At 60.0% G+C, this 26,337-nt stretch carries 24 protein-coding genes; 19 read left to right on the top strand and 5 right to left on the bottom strand.

Annotated elements, in window-relative coordinates; all coding sequences use genetic code 11:
- Positions 1-78: 78 nt before the first annotated feature.
- From AC13Q5_RS14760 to AC13Q5_RS14745, 4 genes are all read left to right on the top strand, one after another.
- A complete protein-coding gene (locus AC13Q5_RS14760) occupies positions 79-1,542 on the top strand; it encodes an aldehyde dehydrogenase family protein (RefSeq protein WP_488502137.1) in 1,464 nt (487 codons plus the stop codon).
- A 13-nt stretch (positions 1,543-1,555) separates the two neighbouring features.
- Positions 1,556-2,599 (top strand): tartrate dehydrogenase, encoded by a 1,044-nt coding sequence (locus AC13Q5_RS14755; RefSeq protein ID WP_488502136.1) that lies wholly within the window; start codon positions 1,556-1,558, stop codon positions 2,597-2,599.
- A 15-nt stretch (positions 2,600-2,614) separates the two neighbouring features.
- The gene (locus AC13Q5_RS14750) at positions 2,615-4,072 is read left to right on the top strand and encodes an NAD-dependent succinate-semialdehyde dehydrogenase (protein WP_488502135.1); all 1,458 of its coding nucleotides are present in this window, start codon (positions 2,615-2,617) and stop codon (positions 4,070-4,072) included.
- Positions 4,073-4,274: 202 nt separating this feature from the next.
- Positions 4,275-4,622: a hypothetical protein gene (locus AC13Q5_RS14745; protein ID WP_075856029.1), complete on the top strand. Its 348-nt coding sequence runs from the start codon at positions 4,275-4,277 to the stop codon at positions 4,620-4,622.
- A 30-nt stretch (positions 4,623-4,652) separates the two neighbouring features.
- On the opposite strand, the gene AC13Q5_RS14740 is transcribed toward AC13Q5_RS14745, so the two are convergent.
- Both AC13Q5_RS14740 and AC13Q5_RS14735 read right to left on the bottom strand, forming a co-directional pair.
- Positions 4,653-5,927 (bottom strand): NAD(P)/FAD-dependent oxidoreductase, encoded by a 1,275-nt coding sequence (locus AC13Q5_RS14740; protein ID WP_488502134.1) that lies wholly within the window; start codon positions 5,925-5,927, stop codon positions 4,653-4,655.
- Between the two features lie 15 nt (positions 5,928-5,942).
- Positions 5,943-6,611 carry a haloacid dehalogenase type II gene (locus tag AC13Q5_RS14735; protein ID WP_488502133.1) on the bottom strand — a complete coding sequence of 223 codons (669 nt, stop codon included), beginning with the start codon at positions 6,609-6,611 and terminating at the stop codon, positions 5,943-5,945.
- A gap of 320 nt (positions 6,612-6,931) precedes the next feature.
- On the opposite strand from AC13Q5_RS14735, the gene AC13Q5_RS14730 reads away from it, so the two are divergent.
- From AC13Q5_RS14730 to AC13Q5_RS14700, 7 genes are all read left to right on the top strand, one after another.
- Positions 6,932-7,771 (top strand): GNAT family N-acetyltransferase, encoded by an 840-nt coding sequence (locus AC13Q5_RS14730; RefSeq protein WP_075856026.1) that lies wholly within the window; start codon positions 6,932-6,934, stop codon positions 7,769-7,771.
- 13 nt (positions 7,772-7,784) lie between these two features.
- Positions 7,785-9,158: an aminotransferase class III-fold pyridoxal phosphate-dependent enzyme gene (locus AC13Q5_RS14725; RefSeq protein WP_488502132.1), complete on the top strand. Its 1,374-nt coding sequence runs from the start codon at positions 7,785-7,787 to the stop codon at positions 9,156-9,158.
- Positions 9,159-9,393: 235 nt separating this feature from the next.
- Positions 9,394-10,116, top strand: a complete 723-nt coding sequence (locus AC13Q5_RS14720; RefSeq protein ID WP_488502131.1) for an HAD-IA family hydrolase — start codon at positions 9,394-9,396, stop codon at positions 10,114-10,116.
- 64 nt (positions 10,117-10,180) lie between these two features.
- Positions 10,181-11,791 (top strand): ABC transporter substrate-binding protein, encoded by a 1,611-nt coding sequence (locus AC13Q5_RS14715; protein WP_075856023.1) that lies wholly within the window; start codon positions 10,181-10,183, stop codon positions 11,789-11,791.
- Between the two features lie 102 nt (positions 11,792-11,893).
- On the top strand, positions 11,894-12,844 hold the full coding sequence (locus AC13Q5_RS14710) for an ABC transporter permease (protein ID WP_075856022.1): 951 nt from the start codon (positions 11,894-11,896) through the stop codon (positions 12,842-12,844).
- Positions 12,841-13,692 carry an ABC transporter permease gene (locus tag AC13Q5_RS14705; RefSeq protein ID WP_488502130.1) on the top strand — a complete coding sequence of 284 codons (852 nt, stop codon included), beginning with the start codon at positions 12,841-12,843 and terminating at the stop codon, positions 13,690-13,692. Before AC13Q5_RS14710 ends, AC13Q5_RS14705 begins: the two co-directional genes overlap by 4 nt.
- A gap of 2 nt (positions 13,693-13,694) precedes the next feature.
- On the top strand, positions 13,695-15,350 hold the full coding sequence (locus tag AC13Q5_RS14700) for an ABC transporter ATP-binding protein (RefSeq protein ID WP_488502129.1): 1,656 nt from the start codon (positions 13,695-13,697) through the stop codon (positions 15,348-15,350).
- 24 nt (positions 15,351-15,374) lie between these two features.
- On the opposite strand, the gene AC13Q5_RS14695 is transcribed toward AC13Q5_RS14700, so the two are convergent.
- Entirely contained in the window at positions 15,375-15,851 is a 477-nt protein-coding gene (locus AC13Q5_RS14695) for an Lrp/AsnC family transcriptional regulator (protein WP_075856088.1), read from the bottom strand.
- A gap of 231 nt (positions 15,852-16,082) precedes the next feature.
- Between AC13Q5_RS14695 and AC13Q5_RS14690 the strand changes: the two genes are divergently transcribed.
- On the top strand, positions 16,083-17,408 hold the full coding sequence (locus AC13Q5_RS14690; RefSeq protein ID WP_488502128.1) for an NAD(P)/FAD-dependent oxidoreductase: 1,326 nt from the start codon (positions 16,083-16,085) through the stop codon (positions 17,406-17,408).
- 98 nt (positions 17,409-17,506) lie between these two features.
- Positions 17,507-17,854, top strand: a complete 348-nt coding sequence (locus tag AC13Q5_RS14685; RefSeq protein ID WP_488502127.1) for a DUF488 domain-containing protein — start codon at positions 17,507-17,509, stop codon at positions 17,852-17,854.
- A gap of 126 nt (positions 17,855-17,980) precedes the next feature.
- Here the strand turns inward: AC13Q5_RS14685 and AC13Q5_RS14680 are convergent, their stop codons facing one another.
- Both AC13Q5_RS14680 and AC13Q5_RS14675 read right to left on the bottom strand, forming a co-directional pair.
- Complete coding sequence (locus AC13Q5_RS14680) at positions 17,981-19,111, bottom strand: HPP family protein (protein WP_488502126.1); 1,131 nt, start codon at positions 19,109-19,111, stop codon at positions 17,981-17,983.
- A gap of 52 nt (positions 19,112-19,163) precedes the next feature.
- Positions 19,164-20,069, bottom strand: a complete 906-nt coding sequence (locus AC13Q5_RS14675; protein ID WP_488502125.1) for a LysR family transcriptional regulator — start codon at positions 20,067-20,069, stop codon at positions 19,164-19,166.
- Here AC13Q5_RS14675 and AC13Q5_RS14670 point away from each other — a divergent pair.
- The 6 genes from AC13Q5_RS14670 to AC13Q5_RS14645 all read left to right on the top strand — a co-directional run bounded on the left by AC13Q5_RS14670 (position 20,011) and on the right by AC13Q5_RS14645 (position 26,291).
- Entirely contained in the window at positions 20,011-20,868 is an 858-nt protein-coding gene (locus AC13Q5_RS14670; RefSeq protein ID WP_488502124.1) for a 5-formyltetrahydrofolate cyclo-ligase, read from the top strand. The two genes, AC13Q5_RS14675 and AC13Q5_RS14670, sit on opposite strands and share 59 nt — an antisense overlap.
- Before the next feature lie 191 nt (positions 20,869-21,059).
- Complete coding sequence (locus AC13Q5_RS14665) at positions 21,060-21,380, top strand: hypothetical protein (RefSeq protein ID WP_488502123.1); 321 nt, start codon at positions 21,060-21,062, stop codon at positions 21,378-21,380.
- 439 nt (positions 21,381-21,819) lie between these two features.
- Entirely contained in the window at positions 21,820-22,530 is a 711-nt protein-coding gene (locus AC13Q5_RS14660; protein WP_075856015.1) for a GntR family transcriptional regulator, read from the top strand.
- Entirely contained in the window at positions 22,527-23,438 is a 912-nt protein-coding gene (locus AC13Q5_RS14655; RefSeq protein ID WP_488502122.1) for a dihydrodipicolinate synthase family protein, read from the top strand. Before AC13Q5_RS14660 ends, AC13Q5_RS14655 begins: the two co-directional genes overlap by 4 nt.
- Positions 23,431-24,948: an aldehyde dehydrogenase gene (locus AC13Q5_RS14650; protein ID WP_488502121.1), complete on the top strand. Its 1,518-nt coding sequence runs from the start codon at positions 23,431-23,433 to the stop codon at positions 24,946-24,948. Before AC13Q5_RS14655 ends, AC13Q5_RS14650 begins: the two co-directional genes overlap by 8 nt.
- Positions 24,945-26,291, top strand: a complete 1,347-nt coding sequence (locus AC13Q5_RS14645) for an NAD(P)/FAD-dependent oxidoreductase (RefSeq protein ID WP_488502120.1) — start codon at positions 24,945-24,947, stop codon at positions 26,289-26,291. The genes AC13Q5_RS14650 and AC13Q5_RS14645 overlap by 4 nt, the downstream gene beginning before the upstream one ends.
- Positions 26,292-26,337 lie beyond the last annotated feature (46 nt).

The raw sequence follows: 26,337 nt of genomic DNA, 5'->3' as shown, positions 1-26,337 counted from the left end.
GCATGCCCGCCGGCATACGAAGCAAGCTGCTCGTAAGCCGGCGCTAGGCTTTGGCAAATGTCTCAGAAAGAGCTTCCCATGAGCTTGAGTTTCGATCCCGACACATTGCCGTTGCCCATCGGCCATTTCATTGGCGGGGAGCTTGTTGAAGCTCCCGGCGTGATAGAGATGCACAGACCCTCCGATGGCAAGCCCTACGCAGGCTGCCCAATCGCAGGTCCCGAGATGGTGGACCGGGCGGTCGAATCGGCCAAGGCGGCATTGAAGGCAAGCAACTGGGGCGGCATGCGCCCGCGAGAGCGCGTCCGGGTGATGCATGCCTGGGCCGATCTGATCCAGGCTGAGACGGAAACGCTCGCTCGACTGGAGGCTTTGTCCTCCACCCGACTGATCAGTCAGTTGGCGGCAGGAGACATTACGGTCACCGCCGAGCAGATCCGCTTCTTTGCCGAATTCGCCGACAAGGAAGGCAGCGATGTCGTGCCGACCGATGACAAGACCTTCGGCATGATCCTCAGCGAACCCTATGGCGTCGTCGGCGCGATCACGCCGTGGAACTTTCCGGTCTCCATGGCCGGCTGGAAGCTCGGCCCAGCGCTCGCTGCCGGCAATGCCGTCGTCCTCAAGCCCTCGGAGATGACGCCGTTTTCGACGGTCTACCTGGCCGAGCTCGCCGTGAGAGCAGGACTGCCCGCCGGTCTTTTCAACGTCGTCCTCGGCGATGGGCTCACCACCGGGACGACGCTCACCGGCCATCCTGATATCGCCAAGGTCAGCTTCACCGGCTCGACGCGCGCCGGCTCGGCGATCATGGAGAATATCGCCCGCTCCGGCATCAAGCCCGTGACGCTCGAGCTTGGCGGCAAGAGCCCGCAGATCGTCTTCAAGGACGCCGATCTTTCGAAAGCCGCCGATGCGATCGCCGGCAGCCTTCTCTTCAACGCCGGCCAGGCTTGCGTCGCCGCGACACGCGTGATCGTGGAGGCGAGCGTGGCCGGAGAGTTTACGCAAGCGCTCATCACGCGGATGGCCGACGTTGGGGCTGGCCCCACTTGGGATGAGGCGACACGCTATTCGCCGATCATCTCCCAGCGTCAGCGCGACCGGATCGACGCGATCGTCGCCGCCGCAATCAACGAAGGCGGCCGCTGTATCGCCGGCGGCAAGCCCATGGACCGGTCAGGCTATTTCTACGAGCCGACGCTTTTGGCTGATCTCGATCCGTCGTCGCCGGCCATTCTCGAGGAAATCTTCGGACCGGTCCTGACGCTGCAGACCTTTGAGGACGAGGAGGAAGCGATGGCTCTTGCCGATCACCCGACCTATGGACTTGCTGCAGGTCTGTTTACATCGGACCTGTCGCGCACCATCCGCCTCACCCGTCAGATCCAGGCCGGTACCGTCTGGGTCAATCGCTACAGCCGCTCGCGAGATCATATTCTGCCGACCGGCGGCTACAAGCGCTCCGGCATCGGCAAGGATCTGGGGCGCGAGGCCTATCTCGCCAACCGCAAGACGAAGAGTGTGCTCATCAGCCTTTGAGAGATATGAAGCCATGAAGACCTATTCCATTGCCCTGATCCCCGGCGACGGCATCGGCCGGGACGTGACGGACGCCGCATGGTCGGTGCTGCAAGTCGCGGCCAAAACTTGCGGTTTCGCATTGAACGGCACCGAATTTCCCTGGTCATGCGAATTCCACCGGAAGACCGGGCGGATGATGCCCGAAGACGGGATCGAGACGTTGCGGACATTCGACGCCATCCTGCTCGGTGCGGTCGGCTGGCCAGCGGAAGTGCCGGATGCGGTCTCCCTGCATGGCCTGCTGCTGCCGATCCGCAAGGCCTTCGTGCAATATGCCAATATCCGGCCGCACCGGCTTCTGCCGGGGGTACAGGGACCGTTGCGGGCGGAGGCATTCGACATTCTTTGCATCCGCGAAAACACCGAGGGCGAATATTCGGGCGCCGGCGGCCGCGTCCATCAAGGTACGAACGATGAAGTTGCGGTGGAGACGTCGATCTTTACCCGCACGGGTGTCGAGCGGATCCTTCGTTTCGGCTTCGAGCAGGCGCGCAGCCGGCGCGGCAAGCTTGCCTCCGTCACCAAGTCCAACGCCCAAAAATATTCGATGGTCTTTTGGGATGAGATCACGACCAGGCTTTCGGCCGAATTTCCTGATGTCGAGGTTTCGAGCTATCACATCGACGCCATGGCGGCGCGCATGGTGATGGCGCCGGAAAGCCTTGACGTCGTCGTCGCCTCCAACCTGTTCGGCGATATCCTGACCGATCTTGGCGCCGCCATTCAGGGCGGCCTTGGATTTGCGGCTTCGGCCAATATCAATCCACGGCGCGACGCACCTTCCATGTTCGAACCGGTTCACGGTTCGGCTCCGGATATTGCCGGGCTCGGCATCGCCAATCCGATTGCCGCCATCTGGTCGGGAGCGATGATGCTCGATCATCTGGGCGAGAAGGATGCGGCCGCCCGCATCATCGCCGCCATGGAGTCGGCAACGGCGCGCGGCATCGGCATCAGTCCCGGCAAGGATCGGACAGAAACCATCACCGCCGGCATCATTGCCGCGCTCTCCTGACATCAGAGGGACCTCATGTTGAATTTGAAAGACAAGCAGCTTTTCCGTGAGATGGGATTGATCGACGGGGCTTGGATTGCCGCTGCCTCAGGCGCGACGGTGGATGTTCACGACCCGGCCAAACAGGCTGCGATCGGCACCGTGCCCGATATGGGTTCGGCAGAAACGCGCAATGCAATCACCGCCGCCGAGCGCGCGCAGCGCAGCTGGAAGCGCAAGACCAATGCCGAGCGTGCCGCGCTTCTCGAAGCCTGGCACGATCTCATGCTTGAGAATGTCGACGATCTTGCCCTTATTCTGACGACGGAACAGGGCAAGCCGCTCGACGAAGCGCGTGGCGAAATCCGCTACGGCGCCTCATTCGTGAAGTGGTTCGCCGAGGAGGCCCGCCGCATCAACGGCCACACGATACCCTCCCCTACGCCTGATCGCCGCATCATCGTGCTCAAGGAGCCGGTCGGCGTCTGCGGCATCATCACGCCCTGGAATTTTCCCAATGCGATGATCACCCGCAAGGTCGCGCCGGCCCTTGCCGCCGGCTGCACGGTCGTCATCAAGCCCTCGGAATTCACTCCCTATTCTGCGTTGGCGCTCGGGGAGCTGGCCGAACGCGCCGGCATACCGGCAGGCGTCATCAATATCGTCACCGGCATGCCGGCCGAGATTGGCAACGAGATCATGCGCAATGAAACCGTACGCAAGATCTCCTTCACCGGCTCGACCAGGGTCGGCTCGCTCCTGATGCGCGGTGCTGCCGACAGCATCAAGCGGCTCAGCCTCGAACTCGGCGGCAACGCGCCGTTCATCGTCTTTGACGACGCCGATCTCGATCTCGCTGTTGAAGGCGCGCTCGCCTCCAAGTTCCGCAATGGCGGCCAGACCTGCGTCTGCGCCAACCGGCTCCTCGTGCAATCGGGCGTCTACGATGCCTTCGCGGCGAAACTGAAGGCAAAGGTCGATGCCATGAAGGTCGGTCCCGGCACCGAGGCCGGCGTATCGATCGGCCCGATGATCAACCAAGCAGCGATCGAAAAGATCGACCGGCATGTCCGCGACGCGTTGGCAAAGGGTGCCAAGATCATCACATCGGCTCGACAGCTACCCGACGGCAGGCAATATACGGCGCCGATCGTCCTGACCGGGGCGACGACGGAGATGGAGCTTGCCGGCGAAGAAACGTTCGGGCCGGTGGCGCCGCTCTTCCGCTTCGAGACCGAAGACGAGGCGATCGCGATCGCCAACGGCACGCCCTTTGGATTGGCGTCCTATTTCTATACCGACAATCTCAAGCGCGCCTGGCGCGTCGGCGAGGCCCTGGAATTCGGCATGGTCGGGCTCAATACCGGCTCCGTTTCCATGGAAGTCGCCCCCTTCGGCGGCATCAAGCAATCCGGCATCGGCCGCGAGGGTGCACAAGCCGGTATCGAGGAATATCTCGAAATGAAGAGCTTTCACGTGGGCGGACTTGCCTAGATATGGCAGCACGCTCGTCCCAACAATTATGAGGCGATCATATCCAATGTCAGCTCTGGCCCATCATCTTCATGAGGCCAGTTCGATCCTCCGCAAGGAATTGCGATTGCGGCACAGCGAAAGTGGTGCATAGATCATGACCGGGCACCGGCCGGCGAAATCCGAGAGCGGACGTCGGGCGCTATTGGAATATGGAGTTGACATGATCATTCGTTTTTGGCGAGCCGTCGCAGGTTCTGACGAAGTCCTGACCGCCTATGCGAAGCACCTTGAAACCACAACTTTCGTTGAAATGGCGCAACTGCCCGGCCATCTTGGCGCAACCCTCGCCCGCAAGGTGCGAGGCGAAAACCATGAATTGGTGGTCATGAGTTTTTGGGCCGACATGGCTTCCGCCGGCCATTTCGGCAAAGGCGATTTTGACGATGCGGTGGTGAAGCCAAGCACGCAGAAACTGTTGCGCTCCTTCGATCTGAAGGTCGAATATTTCGAGACTGTGGTTTCGACCGGATTGATCGCCGGTCAGGATCGTCCCCTTCAAGACGTCTAGGACCGGCAAATCAGAGCCTGACTGTCGTCATCATCCGAGCCTGTCCAGCATCTTGTAATAGAGACCTACCAGCGGCAGGAACCATGGCTTGCCGAAATGGCCAGGCACGGCAGGCCAATCGACGTCCTTCATGGGATTGCGGTCTTCGCGGCCGAGCATGGCATCGGCCATGATCATGCCGAGATGCGTCGAAAGTTGCGCGCCATGGCCGGAATAACCCATCGCATACCAGCTTCCATCATGATAGCCGGCGCGCGGATAACGGTCCTTGGTCATGTCGACGAGACCGCCCCAGCAATAATCCACATCGATACCGGCAAGTTGCGGGAAGATTTCGGCGAGACCCGCTTTCAGGATTGCACCGCTCTTGGCGTCGGAGCGATGATCGGAGGTAGCGGAAAATCGTGCCCGCCCGCCGAACAGCAACCGGTTGTCGGGCGACAAGCGGAAATAATTGCCGATGTTCATCGAGGTGACGCAGGTGCGGTTTCCCGGCATGACCGACGCGATCTCATCGGCCGTTAGCGGCCGGGTTGCGATCAGGAAGCTGCCGACCGAGATGATCCGCCGGCGGAAATAACCGAAATTCGGGGTCGTGTAGGCGCCGGTTGCCACCAGCACATTGTCGGCCGTGATCTCGCCGTGCGGCGTCACCAATCGATGACGGCCATTCTCCTGGACCTTGTTCGTCACAGGCGCTGCTTCATGAATTACCGCACCATGGCGCACAGCAGCATCCGCAAGGCCGACCGCATAGCGGCCCATGTGCATCATCGCGCTTTTCTTGAAGAGCATCGCACCGTGGAAGGGCGAGCCGATCTCCTGTTTGAGATCGTCTGGCGTAAGCAACGCCGTATCCGCATCGACTTCGGCATGAACGGCTTCGAAATTACGGGCAATCGATCCGAAATGCTGCGGTTTCGATGCCAGCTTCAGCTTTCCCGCCCGGCGAAAATTGCAATCGATGCCTTCCTCGGCGACAAGCGCCTCGATCGTATCGATGGAGGCGTCGAGCGCCTTATAGAGCGCGATCGCCCTGTCCTTGCCAAGTTCGGCCTTGGCGGCCGGATAACTGTGGGCAAGGCCATTGTTCAGATGACCGCCGTTGCGGCCCGACGCGCCCCAGCCGACGCGCTCGGCTTCAAGCACCACGACTCTGGCGCCAGCCTTGGCCAGCTGCCGGGCCGCGGACAGTCCCGTGAAACCGGCTCCTATGACACAGGCGTCGTATCGCCCTTCGACCGGGCCTTGCCGGCCTCCGGCAAAGATCGGCGCTGTATCGTGCCAATAGGAGACGAATTTCATGAGGCCGTCCTTCTCTTATAGCCCAACGACGCCGGCCAGGCCGGATATGTCCGCAATCTCGACATAGCCGTAATAGGGATTTGCCGGTTCGTGGCCACGGTTGACCCAGACCTTGTTCTTGACGCCGAGATCATGCGCCGACATCAGATCGTAACGGAAAGAAGACGAGCAATGCAGGATGTCCTCCGGCCCGCAACCCAGCATGTCGAACATATATTCGAAGGCCTTGAAGCGCGGCTTATAGGCATTGGCCTGCTCTGCCGTATAGACGGCATGAAAAGGCGCGCCGAGCTTGTCGACATTCGACATGATCTGGCTGTTCATCGCGTTGGAGAGGATCACCAGCGGGATTTCCTTGGCAACCTTCGCCAGTCCGGCCGGCACATCGGGATGCGGCCCCCAACCGGGTACGCGCTCATAGATCGCCTTGGCGTCTTCCGCGCGAAACTTGACGCCATTCGCGCGGCAGGTCCGCTCGATAGCGTTGTGAACGACATCGGCATAGGGCTTCCAGTCACCGAGAATCTCGTCCAGCCGATAGGCGGCGAAGTTCTTTGTAAACTGCTGCATCCTCGCTTCATCGAGCCCGGAGCCATAAATGTCGCGCGCCGCTTCAGCCATCTCGAAATTGATGAGCGTGCCATAGCAATCGAAGGTGATGTATTTCGGCCGGAAAGGCGCCATGTCCGTTCGTCCTCTGTCTAAAGGGCATCTGCGTTTTCTACTGAAACGATCATAGGCTGAAGTCCTGCGACGGACATGATCGAATTGGCGTCTCCGCAAAGCATATTGTTTCGTATGCGCGGCATGCTTTGGCAGAGTGTTGCAGCAGACACCTGTCGCCTTGCTGTTTTCGGACCATTGGGGAGCCGTCGAAACAGTATCAACAGCATAAGATGCGGCCAATCGTATTCGCTACGGTGAAAGATATCACGACGACCGGCGGCTTCAGATGATCTGCCGTGCGGGGATCGCGGAGACTTGAGGCAAGGAAAGGATGCCTCATGCAAACCGACGACATCAATCTGGTCAGCTTCACGCCGGAGCATGTAGACGGCGCACTCGCCCTCTCGCGCCAGGCCAAGTGGCCCCATCGTGCCGAGGACTGGCATCTGGTCTTGCGCTTGAGCCACGGCGTGGCAGCCATGGACGAGATGGGTCATGTCGTAGGGACCATCCTGATGACCCCCTACGGGCAAGATTGCGCGACAATCAACATGGTGATCGTCGACGAGAACCTGCGCGGGCGCGGCCTTGGCCGCAAGCTCATGGACAGGGCAATGGCGCTTGCCGGCGATCGGCCCTTGCGGCTCATTGCTACGGCGGATGGTCTGCCGCTGTATCGCAAGCTCGGATTTGTCGCCGAAGGCGAGATCTTTCAGCACCAGGGACATCTTGCCGACCTTATCCCCGCCGGAGATGTCGAGGCTGCGACCGCCGATGACCTTTCCGCGATCAAGGCGCTCGATCAGGCAGCCTTCGGCGCCGACCGCAGCACGTTGATCGACGCTCTTGTAGGCGTCGCGCAACTGTTCGTCATTCGGCGGCATGGCCGCGTCGAGGCTTTTGGCGCGCTGCGCGCCTTTGGGCGCGGCGATGTGATCGGGCCTGTCGTCGCATCGAATGCGGAGGATGCGAAATCGCTAATAACGGCGCTCGCCCTTCGCAAGTCGAGCGACTTCCTGCGTGTCGATACGAACGAAGGTTCGGGCTTGACCGGTTGGCTGGCAGAAATCGGCCTCAACCACGTGGGTGGCGGCATCGCGATGCGGCGGTCGGCTGGCGCTGCAGCGGCCGGCAAGGACGCAAGAATATTTGCATTGGCCAATCAGGCCCTCGGATAATCTGGAGATCATCATGCTCGCCAACTCGCTCATCGAACTCGATCGCGCGCACCTCATCCATCCGGTTTCATCCTATCGCGGTCATGAAACGCTGGGCGTACGGGTGTTACGATCCGCAAAGGGCGCAACCGTCACCGATGCATCGGGCCATCAGCTTGTCGATGGATTTGCCGGGCTCTGGTGCGTCAATGCCGGCTACGGGCATGAGAGCATCGTCGAGGCGGCTGCCCGTCAGATGCGTGAACTGCCCTACGCGACAGGCTATTTCGATATCGGTTGCGAGGCCGCCATTCGTCTTGCCGCTGAACTCGCCGATCGGGCGCCCGGCGATCTCAATCATGTCTTCTTCACGCTCGGCGGATCGGACGCTGTCGACAGCACGGTGCGTTTCGTCCGCTACTACTGGCATGCTAGGGGCAAGCCGGAGCGCGATCAGTTCATCTCGATCGAGCAAGGCTACCACGGCTCCTCGACGGTCGGAGCCGGTTTGACGGCGCTGCCAGGATTTCACGCCGGCTTCGGTGTCCCCTTCGATTGGCAGCACAAGATCCCTTCGCCCTATCCCTATCGCAATCCGGTCGGCGAAGAGGCGGACGCGATCATTGCCGCGTCGATCGCCGATCTCAAATCAAAGATCGAGGCTATCGGCGCCGACCGTGTGGCGGCATTTTATGCCGAACCGATCCAGGGCTCGGGCGGCGTCATCGTGCCGCCGAAAGGCTGGCTCAAGGCGATCCGCGATCTCTGCAGCCAATATGAGATCCTCTTCATCGCCGATGAGGTCATCACCGGCTTTGGCAGAACCGGTCCGTTGTTTGCCTGTTCGTATGACGAAGTCGTTCCCGACTTCATGACGACGGCCAAGGGCCTGACCTCCGGCTATGTGCCGATGGGCGCGGTATTCATGTCCGATCGCGTCTATGATGTCATCGCCGATGCCGCCGGTAATGCGGCGGTCGGGCATGGCTACACCTATTCGGCCCATCCCGTCAGCGCTGCAGTCGGGCTCGAGGTGCTGAAGCTCTATGAAGGCGGTCTTCTCGAAAACGGCGTCAAGGCAGGCGCGCGCCTGATGGCGGGGCTGGAAAGCCTGCGTGATCATCCGCTGGTCGGCGATGTCCGCGGTCGCGGGATGCTGGCCGCTGTCGAGCTTGTCGTCGACAAGGTCAAGAAGAAACCGTTGCCAAGCGCTGCCGCGCCGGCCCGCAGGATTTTCGACCGCGCCTGGGATAATGGCCTCGTCATTCGGGCATTCGCCCATGGCGTGCTCGGATACGCGCCGCCGCTTTGCTGCACGGACGGCGACATAGACGCGATCCTGGAACGCACGCGAAAGACACTCGATCAGACTTTGGATGATCCGGACGTTCGGAACGCCATGCGTTGAAGCGGCATGGGCCGTTCTTCATTGGTGAAATGTCGGACGGAGCCGGAAATTCGGAATTTTGTGCCGCGACACACCATCGATTCGGCGACTCCGCCGCACAGGAACTGCCAAACTGCTTCCTAGAACGGCTGAAAACCGGCTTTTCCGGGCCTTGGCAGGAGAATTTCCGCCCCTTGGGCCAGAATTTTATGCTGCAGGCGGTTTCTCCGCAGCAGATCATGAAGGAGAGCATGACTTGGCCAGAGACTTTCAGGAATTCAAATATCTTACCTTCGATGTCGTCGGCACCCTTATCGATTTCGAAGGCGGCATAAAGACCTGCCTTGCGGAGATTGCAGCGGAAACCGGCACTTCCATCGACGGCGAGGAAGCATTGAGGCTCTATCGCCAGGCGCGCTACAGCGAGGATGCGGATCTCTTTCCGGACGATCTTTCACGCGTCTACATGATCATCGCGCCTGTACTCGGCCTGCCAGCGGAAGATCGGTATGCGCGGCGGCTGCGCGATTCCGTGGCCAACTGGAATGCCTTCGACGACAGCGCGGCGGCACTTGCCGAACTCGGGAAAACACATCGCCTTGTTGCGATGACAAATGCCCGCCGCTGGGCACTCGATCATTTCGAAAAGAAGCTGGGCTCGCCGTTCTTTGCGACCTTCACCGCCGATGATACCGGCACGGAAAAGCCAGATCCCGCCTTCTTCGAACAGGTATTCGAGTTCGTCGCCGGCAAAGGGGCAAGCAAGAACGATATCCTGCATGTCGCTCAAAGCCAGTACCACGATATCGGCATTTCGCGAAAGCTTGGTCTGACCAATTGCTGGATCGAGCGCCGTCATGCGCAGAATGGCTATGGCGGCACGATAGAGCCAGAAAACTTCACTCAACCCGACTACCACTTCACGTCGATGGCGGCTTTCGCCTCGGCGGTCAAGGAAAGGCTGACCGAAAGACAGTGACCCAACCGGGAGAGCTCGCGACCAAGACGGGCATCCCATCAATCAACAGAAAAAGGGGAATGAGATGACTGACAGAATTACAAACTGGACGACTGCCGACGACGCAATGGTGGAGAACGCCATCCGGCGCGGAGCAACGCGGCGCGATCTTCTGAAACTGATGCTAGCGGGAGGCGTCGCGGTATCATCAGCAGGCATCATTCTCGGCCGCGCCACGCAGGCCGTTGCAGCCACGCCGGTCTCGGGCGGCGCGTTCAAGGGGGCCGGCTGGTCGTCGTCCACCGCCGACACGCTGGATCCCGCCAAGGCGTCCCTGTCGACAGACTATGTGCGCTGCTGCTCGCTCTACAATCGCCTGACTTTCATCGACAAGGCCGGCGTAACGCAAATGGAGCTTGCCGAGAGCATCGAAAGCAAGGACGCCAAGACCTGGACGATCAAGCTGCGCAAGGGCGTGACGTTCCATGACGGCAAGGAACTGACGGCCGACGATGTCGTCTTTTCGCTGAAGCGCCATCTCGACCCGGGCGTCGGCTCCAAGGTTGCCAAGATTGCCGCCCAGATGACCGGCTTCAAGGCGGTCGACAAGTCGACGGTCGAACTTACGCTCGCCGACCCGAATGCCGACCTGCCGACCATTCTGGCGCTGCATCACTTCATGATCGTCGCCAACGGCACGACGGACTTTTCGAAGGGCAACGGTACCGGCGCTTTCGTGCTCGAAACCTTCGATCCAGGTAATCGCTCGGTCGTCGTCAAGAACAAGAACTACTGGAAGTCGGGCCAACCCTATCTCGACTCCTTCGAGTTCTTCGCCATCAGCGACGACAATGCCCGCGTCAATGCCCTGCTCTCGGGCGACATTCATCTTGCCGCCGCGATCAACCCCCGCGCCGTGAAGCTGGTCGATGGCCAGTCGGGCTTTGCACTGTCGAAAACGACAAGCGGCAATTACACCAACCTCAACATGCGTCTCGACATGACGCCGGGCAACAAGAAGGATTTCGTCGACGGGATGAAGTCCCTCGTCAATCGCGAGCAGATCGTCAAATCGGCATTGCGCGGTTTTGGTGAAGTGGCGAATGATCAGCCCGTCTCTCCGGCCAACATCTATCACAACAATGATTTGAAGCCGAAAGCCTTCGATCCGGACAAGGCCAAGTTCCATTTCCAGAAGGCGGGCGTGCTCGGCCAATCCATTCCGGTGATCGCCTCCGATGCGGCAGGCTCGTCGATCGACATGGCGATGATCATCCAGGCCGCGGGCGCAAACATCGGCATGAAGCTCGATGTCCAGCGCGTTCCGTCCGACGGCTACTGGGATAATTACTGGCTGAAGGCGCCGATCCATTTTGGCAACATCAATCCGCGCCCGACGCCCGACATCCTGTTCTCGCTCCTCTATGCCTCGAATGCCCCATGGAACGAGAGCCAGTACAAGTCGGAGAAATTCGACAAGATGCTGATCGAAGCCCGTGGCTTGCTCGATCAGACCAAGCGCAAGCAGATCTACGACGAAATGCAGGTGATGATCGCCGACGAGGCGGGCACCATCATCCCTGCCTATATCTCGAATGTGGATGCCATTTCGAGCAAGGTACACGGATTGGAAGCCAATCCGCTCGGTGGCATGATGGGTTACGCGATGGCGGAATATCTCTGGCTCCAGGCCTGACCGCCGCTGGACATCTCTTCCCCGGGACGGTTCAGGCCGTTCCGGGGTGGCTTTCGTCCCGCAAACGCATTCGTTCCTTAGAACGCTGCAGGAGCACTTTTGTTGAGATCCGAGGTTTCCGTCCTTGTCCTGAATCGGCTTTTCATCGCGATCATCTCGTTGCTGATCGTGTCGTTTGCCGTCTTTTTCGCAACCAGCATGCTGCCGGGAGACACCGCCTCCATCCTGCTTGGTCAGGCGGCCACGCCTGAGGCGGTTGCAGGCTTGCGCAAGGCCATGCATCTCGATGAGCCGGCAATCCTGCGGTTCATAGGATGGCTTTTGGGGTTGATGAAGGGCGACCTTGGGACGTCCTATGCGAATAACATGCCCGTCGCGCAGCTGATCGGCGGCCGTCTGGTGGCGACGCTGGAACTTGCGGCCATAACCACCCTCGTCTCCGTGCCGTTGGCCCTGCTGCTCGGCATTACATCCGCCATGCTTCGCGGCTCCTATTATGATCGCCTCGTAACCGTCATCTCGATCGGCGTCATCTCGGTGCCCGAATTCATGGTCGCGACGCTCGCGGTATTGCTGTTTGCCGTCTATCTGCGCTGGCTGCCGGCATTGTCGTCGACGAGCGAGGCCCATACGCTCTTCGACCTCATGAAAATCTATGCCATGCCGGTCATTACGCTCACCTTCGTCATCTCGGCGCAAATGATCCGCATGACCCGCGCGGCTCTGATCGAGACGCTGAAGACGCCCTATGTCGAAATGGCCCTTCTCAAGGGCGCCTCACGCAGCCGCATGGTGTTCAGACACGCATTGCCCAATGCTCTCGGGCCGATCGTCAATGCCATTGCGCTTTCGCTCTCCTATCTCGTCGGCGGCGTGATCATCGTCGAGACCATCTTCAACTATCCTGGCATTGCCAAGCTGATGGTGGACGCAGTCGCAACCCGCGATCTGCCGCTCATCCAGAGTTGCGCGATGATCTTTTGCCTTGGTTACCTCTTGCTGATCACCGCCGCCGACATCATTGCCATCCTGTCGAATCCGAGGTTGCGATGACCACGAAAAGCTTGGCTTCCCGTTCTCCATCCATGTTCGGTTACAACGTCAGCCTCGTTGGCATCGTAGCCTTTGCCGTTATCTTCGGCTGGACGATCATCGCCCTGTTCGCCCCCTATATCATTCCCTATTCCGTCGGTGACATCATCGATACCGATTATTTCGGCCCGGTGAGCCCGCAATTGTGGCTCGGGTCGGACTATCTCGGCCGAGACATGCTCTCGCGCGTCCTGATGGGCGCGCGCTATACGGTCGGTATTTCATTGGCTGCAGTGGCGCTCTGCTGTTTTTGCGGCGTGACACTCGGCATGACCGCGGCGGTCATCGGCGGATGGTTCGACACGATCCTGAGCCGGTTTCTTGACGCCCTGAATTCAATCCCGAGCAAGCTTTTCGGCCTGGTCGTCGTTGCCGCTGTCGGCTCGTCCATTCCGGTGCTGATCATCACGCTCGCCGTCATCTACACGCCCGGCGCCTATCGCTTTGCGCGCGCCCTTGCCGTCAACATCAACACGATGGATTTCATCACGGTTGCGCGCACTCGCGGCGAGAAGGTCGGATATATTATCGCCTCTGAAATTCTGCCGAACATTATCCGGCCGGTTCTGGCGGACTTCGGCCTGCGCTTCGTCTTCGTCGTGCTTCTGCTATCGGGCCTTTCCTTTCTTGGCCTCGGCCTGCAGCCGCCCTATGCCGATTGGGGGGCGCTGGTCCGCGAGAATATCGGCGGGCTGCCCTTCGCCGCGCCTGCCGTGATCGTGCCTTCCTTCGCCATCGCTAGCCTCACCATCAGCGTCAACCTGCTGATCGACAACCTGCCGCGCAGGATCAGGGACAGGAGCGCATGACGATGACCAACCTCGTTGAAATCAGGAATCTCAAAGTCGAGGCGAAGACAGACTCCGGTCGGATCATCGAGATCATCAAGGATGTCAGCTTCGACATCGCCAAGGGTGAAATTATCGCCCTCATCGGCGAAAGCGGCTCGGGCAAGACGACGATCGCGCTGACGCTCATGGGACATGCGCGGGAAGGCTGTCACATCTCCGGCGGTAAGATTTACGTTGACGGGCAGGACATGGCCGCGCTCTCCGAAAGCGCGCGCGCAAAGGTTCGCGGTACGACGGTCGCCTATATCCCGCAAAGTGCTGCGGCAGCCTTCAATCCCGCCACGAAGATCATGGAACAGGTGATCGAAGTCACGCGCATTCACCGGCTGATGCCGCCTGAGCAAGCTCGACTGCGCGCGATCGAGCTCTTCCGGGCTCTTTCCCTGCCGAATCCGGAAACGATCGGCGAGCGATATCCGCATCAGGTCTCCGGCGGCCAGTTGCAGCGGCTGGCGGCAGCCATGGCTCTGATCGGCGAACCCAAGCTGGTCATTTTCGACGAACCGACCACAGCGCTCGATGTGACGACGCAGATCGATGTGCTGAAAGCATTCAAATCGGTCATCCGTGCCGGCGACATTGCCGGCGTCTATGTGTCGCATGATCTTGCGGTCGTCGCCCAGATCGCCGATCGCATCGCCGTCCTCAAGGGCGGCGAAATCCAGGAACTGGCAAAGACCGAAGCGATCCTGATGCGGCCAAGCCATCCCTACACACGCGAGCTGCTGGCGGCTTTCGAACCGAAGCAGGCCGTGCGGAGCAACGGCGCGGGCGCGTCGATTGTACCTGTGTTGAGGATCGACAGCCTGGTAGCCGGTTATGGCGATCTTCAACCCAACGGCCTGCCAGCAGTCTGTGCGGTTCAATCCGTCAGCCTCGAGGTGGAGAAAGGCAGGAACCTCGGCATCATCGGCGAATCCGGATGCGGAAAGTCGACGCTGGCGCGGGCGATTGCCGGCATATTGCCGGCCGTATCAGGCACGATCGATTTCAATGGCAGCGAGATCAATCGCGCCGCCAAATCGCGCACGCGGGATCAATTGCGGGAGATGCAGATCGTCTTTCAATATGCCGATACCGCGCTCAATCCGGCAAAGTCGATCGCCGACATTCTCGAGCGGCCCTTGGCGTTCTATCACGGGATGGATCGCAAGGCGCGAGAGGCAAGGGTCGATCAATTGCTCGACATGGTGCGATTGCCGCGAGCGCTTCGCTATCGCTATCCATCGGAATTATCGGGCGGACAGAAGCAGCGCGTGAACTTCGCCCGCGCGCTTGCGGCCGAACCACGCCTGATCATCTGCGATGAAATCACCTCCGCCCTCGATACCGTCGTTGCTGCCGCGATCATCGACCTTCTCAAGGAGCTGCAGCGTGAGCTGCATCTCTCCTACATCTTCATCAGCCACGATCTGTCGGTCGTCGAGGCGATCTGCGATGAGATCGCCGTGATGTATGGCGGCAAGAAGGTGGAGCAGATCACGCGCGAGACCGCGAATACGCCGCGCCATCCCTATTCGCAACTGCTGTTCGGATCGGTTCCGAAACTCGATCCGGCCTGGCTCGACAATCTCGTTCAGGACCCTGAGCTGAAGCGCGAATATGGCCACGGCTAGCCGCCGACCGGACCTGTCAGCCCATCAGAGGGGAAACAGGCTGGTTAGCGGCATGTGCGACTTGACGATCGGTGATTTGAGCACGACGAAGCTGAAATACTTGTCGATGCCGATATCCATGTCGGTCAGCCGCTCCATGATGGTCTGGTACTCGCCGATCCCGGCGGTGACGAACTTGATGAGATAGTCGTAGCCGCCCGATACGAGATGGCACTCGATCACCTGGTCGATTTTCTCGACCACGTTGAGGAAGCGGGCAAAATCGATCTGCCTGTGGTTCTTCAGTGTGATTTCGGTAAAGACGGTCAGCGTCTGGCCGAGCTTGGCGAGGTTGATCTGGGCCGAATAGCCCTCGATATATCCTTCCGCCTGCAGCCGCTTGACGCGCATGAGGCATGGGCTGGGCGAAAGGGCCACCAGTTCCGCCAGCTCGACATTGGTAATGCGGCCGTTTCTCTGAAGCTCATAGAGGATTTTGATATCGATCCGATCCAGTTTCATGAGAAGGCCCGCCATTGAAAGAGTGCCGGCGAAGACGGCACAAAATGCTGTTATCACGCAAAGCAGAGCGTAGCATATCCCCCGGACATGTCTATCAGGAAGACAAATCTCCCTTGAAGCACAATAGTTTATAGACGGCATCAATCGCGGCATAAAATTTGGCAGGCTGACAATCTCCGGCAACGTCTGGCGAAGCAATGGAGTAGATTTGGGTGAACCGGGAGATCGCGCATGCCTGCACCGCTTTGCCTTATCGAAAGCTCGCCGATATTGCCGAAGTCCGCCGATGCCGTCGTGATCGGCGGGGGGATTGTCGGTGTCTTCGCCGCATATTATCTCGCACGGTCGGGCCTGCGCGTCGCGCTTGTCGAAAAAGGCCTGATCGGCGCGGAGCAATCCAGCCGTAATTGGGGATGGTGCCGGCAGCAGAATCGCGACGGGCGGGAGCTGCCGATCGCAACAAAGAGCCTTGATCTGTGGGAGCGTTTTGCCACTGAAAGCGGCGAAGACACGGGTTTCCGCCGCTGCGGCCTATTCTATCTCAGCAATGACGAACAGGAGATCGCCGGTTGGGCGCGCTGGCATGACTTTGCCAAAACGGTTGGTGTCACGACACATATGCTCGACGGCGCTGCTGCGACCGAGCGCGGCCGCGCCACGGGGCGCATCTGGAAAGGCGGCGTCTTCTCGCCGACCGATGGAATTGCCGATCCGGCCAATGCGGCCCCGGCGGTGGCCCGCGCGATCATGAAGCTCGGCAGCACTGTTCATCAGAATTGCGCTGCCCGCGGCCTGGAAACGGAAGCAGGGCGCGTCAGCGGTGTGATCACCGAGAGCGGCGTGATCCGCACCAGGACGGCGATCCTTGCCGGTGGCGCCTGGGCTTCCGCCTTCTGCCGGCAGTTGGGCATCCGCTTTCCTCAGGCTTCCGTTCGCTCGTCCATTCTGGCCGTTTCGGCCGGCGCCGAAGGATTGCCCGATGCCTTGCACACCAGCGGCGTGTCGGTCACGCGTCGCGGCGACGGCGGCTACACGCTGGCCATCAGCGGTCGCGGCCGGGTGGATGTGACACCGCAACAATTGCGGTTCTCATCGCAATTTATTCCCATGTTCCTCAAGCGGCGAAAGAGCCTTTCGCCCGGCGGGCTCGAAGGTTTTCGCTCTGGCCACGAATCCTTGAAGCGCTGGGGGCTCGACCGGGCAACGCCGATGGAGCGTATGCGCATTCTCGATCCGAAGCCGGATCAAGCTACGATCGAACTGACGCATGCAAGGGCGCTGGAACTCCTGCCGGAGCTTCAAAAGACCAGGATCACCGCCGCCTGGGCAGGCTATATCGACAGCACGCCGGACGGTGTTCCCGGCATCGGAGAGATCGCTACCCTTCCCGGCTTCATCCTCGCGGCGGGATTTTCCGGCCATGGCTTCGGAATCGGACCTGGTGCGGGCCATCTGATTGCCGACATCGTGACCGGCACTGCGCCGATCGTCGATCCGCTGCCCTATCACCCAAGCCGTTTTGCCTCATCCGTTTGGGGCAAGGTCGCTGATTTCTAAAACACAAAAGGCAACGCCGCTCTCCTGATCATTGACCAAGCTTCTGCGGACGGATGTTATCATCGACAAGGGGCAGCCGCCCCGGAAAGGCGATGGACATGCTTTTACGCATCAAACGAGTTTACGAACCCGCCGATGATGGCGACGGCAAGCGTATCCTGGTCGACCGCCTATGGCCTCGCGGCATCAGCAAGAACGACGCCCATATTGACGCCTGGCTGAAGGATATCGCTCCAAGCGCCGAGCTGCGACGCTGGTTCGGTCACGATCCCAAAAAATGGGATGAGTTTCGCCGGCGCTACCAGGATGAGCTGAAGAGGAACTCCAAGGCAGTGGATGAGCTTAGAGAGCAGATCGGACAATCGACTGCCACGCTTCTCTATGGCGCGAGAGACAGCGAGCACAATAACGCCGTCGCTCTCATGGACTTCATCGCCAAGCGTTAGATCGTCCCGCATTCGCCCTAGGGCTTGGTTCGACGAATGTCGGGAAATCGTGATAATCAGCAGTCGCGTCAGGGCACGGACGGCTGCGCTCAGACGCCGACATTTCATCCCTTACGTCGAAACACCTTACCGGCTTCCAGCGACTACTCGCGCCGGGGCATTCCTGGTCGGCAGAAGCCGTGCCATGGCGCTCAAAAGATCCGTCTGCGATATCAGCCCGAGGACGCGCCAGTCAGCATCAACGACGATGACTGCATGCGTGCGTCCGTCCGTCAGAACGGGCAATAGCGACAAGGCGGGATCGGCAGCATCGGCAACAGCCGGTTTCGATATGGCGTTCGCGATGGTATCGAGACTTCCCGAGAGTTCGCGCAAGCCGATCGTGCCGATCAGGCGACCCTCCCGATCCTTCACCGGCAATGTGCGAATATTGTGCTTCAGCAGAAGATGCCGTGCGTGGTCCGGCTCGGCATCCTCGCCGATGGCAATGACATCGCGCGACATGATGTCGGCGCAGCTTATGTCTCCATGCGAACGCACCGCTGCCTGCAATTCGACCTGCCGCAAGAGGCGGCTGAGGTCTGCGCGATCGATATCGAAGGTCTCGTCAAGCACGCCCAGCGCAGCATCGACGTCCTCCTCGCGAAAGCCTACCCGCAAGGGCGGCGGCAGATCGCGTGTCTGATGGGTATTCTCGGCAGGCTTTGCGACGACATGCGGATAATTGCGTCTGGAGAGCTTGTGAAACACAAGTCCGAGGCCGACGAGTATGCAGGAGTTCAAGGCAACCGGCACGAAGGGAAACAGGAAGCCCCAGCCCGCGACGACCGGGCCGCCGAGAACGGCGGTCAAGGCGGCGGCCCCCCCTGGCGGATGCAGGCATCGCGTAAATGACATCGCTCCGATTGCAAGCGAAACGCCGACCCCGATTGCGATGATCGGATCGTGAATGAGATAGGCGGCGATGATACCCATCAGGGCTGAAATGGTGTTGCCGCCGATAATCGACCACGGCTGGGCAAGCGGGCTTGCCGGAACCGCGAAAAGCAGCACCGCAGACGCCCCCATCGGCGCTACGATGAGCGGAAGATGCGGCCCCTGCCCGAATAGATAGCCGCTGATGACTCCGGTAAGGCCAATGCCGATCAAGGCGCCAAGGCACGCGATCAGCCGCTCGCGCAAGGTGGCTCCGGCGAGGATCGGGGAAAACAGGCGAAACCGGCTGGACCCCGCCTTGTGGGACTCTGGATGCTGCATGATGAAACCAGTTTGAGAGAAGGGTATTCCTTGGAGAACGACGGGACGCCGGCTAGTTCGGCACGAGCGACAGGCTCTTGCCCTTGGCGGCGCCGAGGACTTCATGAAACGCATCGAACGAACTCGGGCGATCATTCTTGCGGGAGATAAGGATCGTGTCGACGGTAGCGAGCCGGTGTGTCGCTGATGGCGTCGGCCAGTGCATGAGATCGAGAACCGACTTTGGCATGACACCAGCCGCGTTGCCGGTCGCCACACTGGCCAGGATGGCATGATAGGAGCCAAGCTCGGTCGTCGGCAAAGCGCTCGACTTGCGCGCCCAGCCTTCTGCAATCCTGCGATAAGTGCATCCAGGCTCCAGGGCAGCAATCGATCCCACGCGCAAATCGGCGGCCGACCGGATCGAGGGATGCCCGGATGGCAGCAGGAGCAACAAATCCTCGACAAATACCGGTTCGGCCTCGAGCCGCGTGAGTTCAGCCGCAAAACTTGGATCTTCATCCAGCATCGATTTTGGCGGCCGGGCGATCAACGCGCAGTCCAAAGCGTCGCGCAGAACACCTTGAGCAAGCTCGCGGGAAGCGCCAAGTGTCAGCTGGAGCGATACATCCGGCCACATATGATTGAACTGGCTAAGTGCGGCAGGCAGTCGGCTTGCCGCCGTGCTTTCCATCGTTCCCAAGCGCAATGTGCCCGACGGGCGCTGGGGCCTGACTGCCTGACGTGCCTCCAGCGCAAGCGCGGCAAGTCGATTGGCATAGACCTGAAAGGTCTCGCCTTCCTTCGTCAGCGTCATCTTCTTGCCGTCGCGGCTGAAGAGCAGGACGCCCAGATAGTCTTCCAGCTGCTGGATACGTGTCGTCACATTCGACGGCACGCGCCCCACGGCCTTCGCAGCCTTGGTCACGCTGCGGTCGCTAGCCACGGCAAGGAAGATCTCGATTGATGAAAGGTCCAACGAAAAGATCTCGATTCAGGAATTAAGTTATCTTATCATTCCCTATATTGAAATCATTGTCGCAGCTCAAGCATGTTTCGGTATCAAGCCATGGAATGGGAGCGCGAAAGAGCGGATGGCAAAATCAGATCGACATCAAGCGGACGAAGCGATCCGCGAATACGCGTCGCCTGCCTGCATGCTGCACGAGGTCGATCCAGCCTATAGCGGCATCTCACCCGAAGAGGGCCGGATCTCGGATATTTTCGCGTGGCGAAAGGCTGAACGGCAAAGACTGATCGGCGAACGAAAGGCGCTGCCGCTCGCAAAGCGCGAGGACTATACAGGCGTGATTACTGCTCATCTCGATCAGATTGTTACCGATATCGACGGCAGACACATCAGCCTGTTCTGGCCCTTCTCGGGAGAGCCGGACCTGAGAGGATGGATGGCGGCCTTGACGGCCCGTGGCGCGGACTGCCTATTGCCCGTCGTCGTTGCCAAGGCAAGGCCCTTGATATTCCGATCATGGAAAACGGGGGAGCGGCTTGAGCGCGGGGTATGGAACATTCCAGTGCCGGCAGAGGGCAAGGAAGCTGTCCCAGATATCGTCATCGCGCCTTTGGTCGGCTTCGATTCAGCTTGTTACCGTCTTGGTTATGGAGGCGGATTTTTCGACAGAACCCTCGCTGCCCTCGAGCACAAGCCTTTGGTCATCGGCGTCGGCTTCGAAGCGCAGAGTATCGACACCATCCATCCGCTTGCTCATGACATTCCGATGGACGTGATCATCACGCAAGCAGGACTGCGCTATCGATGATCTCAACGGCCTTTTTCTTGCCGCGCCTTGAGCCCGCCGTTCCAATGGGGTGCTGAACAGAGTGGCAGATCGCTGCACAAACGAGCAGAGATTTATGGCGGCACTCCGGTTTATCGCGCCAGATCACCACCTGCTCCTATTGGCACATGAATTGCGTCTCCACCATCAATCCATCGGAAGAGACGATATTCATGCTGTCCATTCTCCCGCCGCTACTTTTGAGCATTTCCCTCGGTTTGAGCTGGAATAGATTTCTGCTCACGTTCACAAGCCGCGGCGACTGTCTTCAATACCAGATGCCGGTTACGATGGTCGCAGCGACCGTCAGCCTGACCGCCCTTGCATTGTCGTTTGCCGACAAGGGGCCGTTGCTGGGAAGCGCCATCGTCGTGCTCGGTCTGCTGCTTGCGACCATCAGCAGGAACCTCTCCCAACCCGTTGCCATTGTGGCGCTTTCCGCCGTCAGCCTTGCGGCCTATCTCCAATTTACAGCGCATGCATTGAGCCACTGATACCCACCAAATCGCCATCGGACGCTGTGACGCCCTGTGCCACCGAAAGGATCACGGCAAATCCCGCTCGGCTTCGGCTGACCTGCCTTGAGCACAGAGAATTAGCGATGGGAACACGTGCGTGATTGCCAGATGGCAAGTCCGCACCGCGGTCACATCACTGCTCGCCCTTCACACGCCTCCGGTCGGTGAAATCCGAAGAGCCGGATCAATTCCCTCTGACATCCGATCCCTCTGACATCCGAGTGGCGATTTTCGCGAAAAGCCCCGCTGCTCCGCGCATTCGGCAGCAAAAACAGAATTGTATTTTTTCACAACATCTATTGTGTACGAAGATTATACAATTTTATTGACTCAATGATCGGCCTGTGCGACCTTTCTTCCATCAGCAGGAACCGACGGGTTCAATTCCCTGCAAAATCCCAAGGAGGAGGTCGCAATGAAGGGCGGGAAGAGCAGTCTTTACGACGATCTGAAACGTCAAATTCTGACGATGGAGCTCGATCCTGACCAGGATTTGGACGAAGTCAGTCTCAGCGAGCAATACGGCCTCTCGCGCACACCCGTCCGCGAAATCTTCCGGCGCCTCGAAGGCGAAGGCTATATCGACATCCGGGCTAACCGCGGCGCACGCGTCAGCCCAATGAACCATCAGACCCTCAGGCACTTCTTCCTGGTGGCGCCGATGATTTATGCCGCGATCGGCCGGCTCGCAGTGCAGAATTTCAAGCCAAAGCAACTCGTGGATTTGAAGGAAACACAGGATCGGTTCCGGACGGCCAGCACCTCGGGCGATGCTCTCGCCATGGTGCTCGAGAACAATCGCTTCCACGAAATCATCGGCGAAATGTCGTTCAACGCCTATCTGCAGCCGAGCCTGGGCCGCCTGCTGATCGACCATGCACGGATCGGCCACACCTTCTTCCGGCCGAAGAACGACGACATGCGCGAGCGACTTCAACTCGCCGTGGAGCATCATGACGGCTTCATCGAGGCGATCGCACGGCATGATGAGGACACCGTCGTGGACCTGGTCTTCGAGCATTGGGAGCTGTCGCGCGAGAACATGGAAATGTTCATCGCGCCGCAAGGAATGAAGGCGGATGCGCTCGTCGAAGTGCCCGTCGCATCGATGGAGAAATCGTCTTGAATTTCGAAGGCATCTACACCCCGGCGATCACGCCGCATGGACCGGACGGCCAGATAGACAAGGCTGCATTCGCAGCCGTCCTGGAATCGCTCGTCGAGGCCAAGGTCCACGGCATCATCATCGGCGGCTCCACGGGCGAATATTATGCCCAATCCATGCAGGAACGGCTCGATCTCGCTGCCTATGCCAAGCAGGTCATCGCAAACCGCCTGCCGCTGATCGTTGGTACCGGGGCAACCCGTACCGAGGACTCGGTCGCCTATGCCGCAGCAGCAAAGGAGATCGGCGCGGATGCAATCCTCGTGACGTCGCCACCCTATGCCCTGCCGACGGAGAAGGAAAACGCCATTCACGCATTGACGGTCGACCGCGCCGCCAACCTGCCGATCATGCTCTACAATTACCCTGCCCGCATGGGCGTGATGATGGGCGACGAATATTTCTCGCGCGTCGGCAAATCCAAGAATGTGAGAGCGATCAAGGAAAGTTCTGGGGAGATGGCAAACGTCCATCTGCTGGCACGGAAATTTCCTCACATCGCACTATCTTGCGGCTGGGATGACCAGGCCCTCGAATTCTTCGCCTGGGGTGCAAAAAGCTGGGTTTGCGCCGGCTCCAATTTTCTGCCGCGCGAGCATGTTGCGCTCTACGAAGCCTGCGTGCTCGAGAAGAATTTTGACAAGGGCCGCGCCATCATGACGGCGATGCTGCCGCTGATGGATTTTCTCGAATGCGGCAAGTTCGTGCAATCGATCAAACATGGCTGCGAGATCATCGGCCTCAAGGCCGGTCCGGTCCGCGCGCCGCTGCGCGGAATGACCTCCGAGGAAAAGAGAACCCTCCAGACTGTCGTCGCCACCTTGAAGCGCACGGTCGCCCAGATCACGTCGGGAGCCAATCATGCATGAACCCTTGACCACAGCCGAATACAAGGCGATCGCCGCCGGCCTTCAATTCCCGACGAATGCCTTCATCGACGGCGCCTTCCGTCCCGCCAATTCCGGCAAGACGTTCAAGACCACGAACCCGGCAACCGGCGAGCTCCTGGCCAACGTTGCCGCCTGTGATGCCGGCGACGTCGACTACGCCGTACTCAAGGCAAGAGAGGCCTTCGAGGATGGGCGCTGGCGTCAGCTGGCGCCAGGCGAACGCAAGACGACGTTGATCAAGTTCGCCAGGCTGCTCGAAGAGAACCGCCACGAACTGGCGGTCATGGAAAGCCTCGACAGCGGCAAGCCGGTGCGCGAGTGCCAGACCGTCGACGTGCCCGATACCATCCACACCCTTCGTTGGCACGCCGAGGCGATCGACAAGCTCTACGACAACACCAATCCGGTCGGCCCGAATGCGCTGGCGATGGTGGTACGCGAGCCGATCGGCGTCGTCGGCTGCGTGCTGCCCTGGAACTTCCCGCTGCTGATGCTCGCCTGGAAGATCGGCCCGGCGCTGGCCGCCGGCTGCTCCGTCATCGTCAAGCCTGCGCAGGAGACGACGCTGACCACGCTGCGCGTCGCAGAGCTTGCATATGAAGCAGGCATCCCTGCCGGCGTCTTCAATGTCGTCACCGGCGGCGGCAAGGATGTCGGCGAGCCGCTGGGCCTGCACATGGATGTCGACATGGTGGCCTTTACGGGCTCGACACCAACAGGCCGTCGCTTCCTGCATTATTCCGCCGATTCCAACCTCAAGAAGGTCGTGCTCGAATGCGGCGGCAAGAACCCGGCCGTAGTACTGGAAGATGCCGAAGATCTCGATCTCGTAGCCGAGCAGGTGGTCAATGGTGCCTTCTGGAACATGGGCGAAAACTGCAGCGCGAGTTCACGCCTCATCGTCCACGCCAAGATCAAGGACGAGCTGCTAAAGCGCATCGGTGCCTATATGCGCGAGTGGAAAACCGGCGATCCCCTCGATCCGGAAAATCGCGTCGGCGCGCTGGTCAGCAAGAACCACTATGAGAAGGTCACCTCCTTCCTCGATGACGTCAAAAGCGAGAAGCTGACGATCGCGCATGGCGGCGAAACACATGGCGGCATCTTCGTCGAACCAACGGTGGTTGATGGCGTTACGGCCGCAAGCCGGCTGTTCAGGGAAGAAATCTTCGGGCCGATCCTATCGGTGACGACGTTCAACACGCTGGCGGAAGCCGTCGCTCTCGCCAACGACACCAATTACGGCCTGACGGCGTCAGTCTATACCGGCAGCCTGAAGAATGCGATCCGGCTGTCACGCGATATCCGAGCCGGCCTCGTCACGGTCAACTGCTTCGGCGAGGGCGACGCGACGACACCGTTCGGCGGCTACAAGGAGTCCGGCTTCGGCGGGCGCGACAAGTCGATCTTCGCGCACGACAATTATTGCGAACTGAAGACGATCTGGATCGATATCTCCGATCGTTCGGTGGACGAGACGATCCGATGACCACAACGTCCGTCAAGCGTATGCCGGCAGAAAACGGCGTCTCGGGCTGGGAGGCGATCAGCAAACGTTCTCTCCCGGTCCGGAGCCTGGAAGGCAACGTGACCGCGGACTGGCTGATCATCGGTGCGGGCTTTGCCGGGCTCTCAGCCGCTCGCCGGCTGCTGCAGCTCCGGCCCGACGACAAGATCGTCGTGCTTGACGCAAGCGAGGTCGGCAAGGGCACATCGGGCCGCAATTCCGGCTTCATGATCGATGTCCCGCATAACCTGTCATCGAGCGAATATTCGAGTGGCGGCCTGGACGCCACTCGCTTGGAGATGGCTCAGAACCGGACTGCGATCGCCTTTGCGAAAGAAGCCGCTGACGAATACGGCATGTCGCCCGACACTTTCGATCCTGCGGGCAAGATCAACGCTGCAGCGACTGCGCGCGGAATGAAGCTGAACATCAGCTTCGGCCAATCCTTGAGGAGCGCAGGCGAAAAGCATATGTTTTTCGACGCCGCCGAAATGCGCGAAATTACCGGCTCCGACTATTATCTTGGCGGCCTCTTCACGCCAGGCGCCGTCCTGATACAGCCGGCCGACTATGTTCGCGCGTTTGCCGCAGGGCTGTCGCACAGGCTCGACATCTTCGAGCGCTCCCCCGTCATCTCCCTGACGCGCGAGAATGGAACCTGGATCGCGGCCTCCACCCGAGGCAAGGTCACCGCCCCGAACGTCATCCTCGGCGTCAACGGTCACATCACTGATTTCGGTCACTTCGGCGGCCGTCTGATGCATATCTTTGCCTACGCTTCCATGACGGCTCCATTTCCAGCCGAAGACCTCGGCAGAAAGATATCGGGACGCGAAAAATGGGCGCTGCTTCCAGCCGATGCCATGGGTGCGACGGTGCGAAAGATCACCTCGGGCGGACAGTCGCGCATCGTCATTCGAACGAAATACACCTACGAAACGGCGATCAGCGTTTCTGATCGGCGAATGGCCAAAATGGCCGAAGAGCACAGGAGTTCGCTCGATGCGCGGTTTCCCGGGCTAAAGGACATCCCCTTCGAACACAGCTGGGCCGGGCGTCTCTGCCTCAGCCGGAACCATGTGCCGGCATTCGGCGAAATCGAGGACGGACTTTATTCGGCGTGCTGCGAAAACGGGCTCGGCACCGTCAAGAGCACACTTGCCGGCATGATGGCGGCTGAATTGGCCACGGGAACAGCGTCCCGGCATCTCGAACAATATATGGATCACGCGGCGCCATCTAGGCTGCCACCCGAGCCCTTCGCATGGCTCGGCATCAATTCGGTGATCCGTTTGCAGGAATTGCGCGCAGGCCGCGAGGGATGATCCCTTGCCGCGCAATATGAAGACTGAGCCGACCGCAGGTCTTCAA

It is taken from the genome of Martinezella sp. CNPSo 3964 (assembly GCF_057784375.1).
This window is presented reverse-complemented; position numbering and strand designations above follow the sequence as displayed.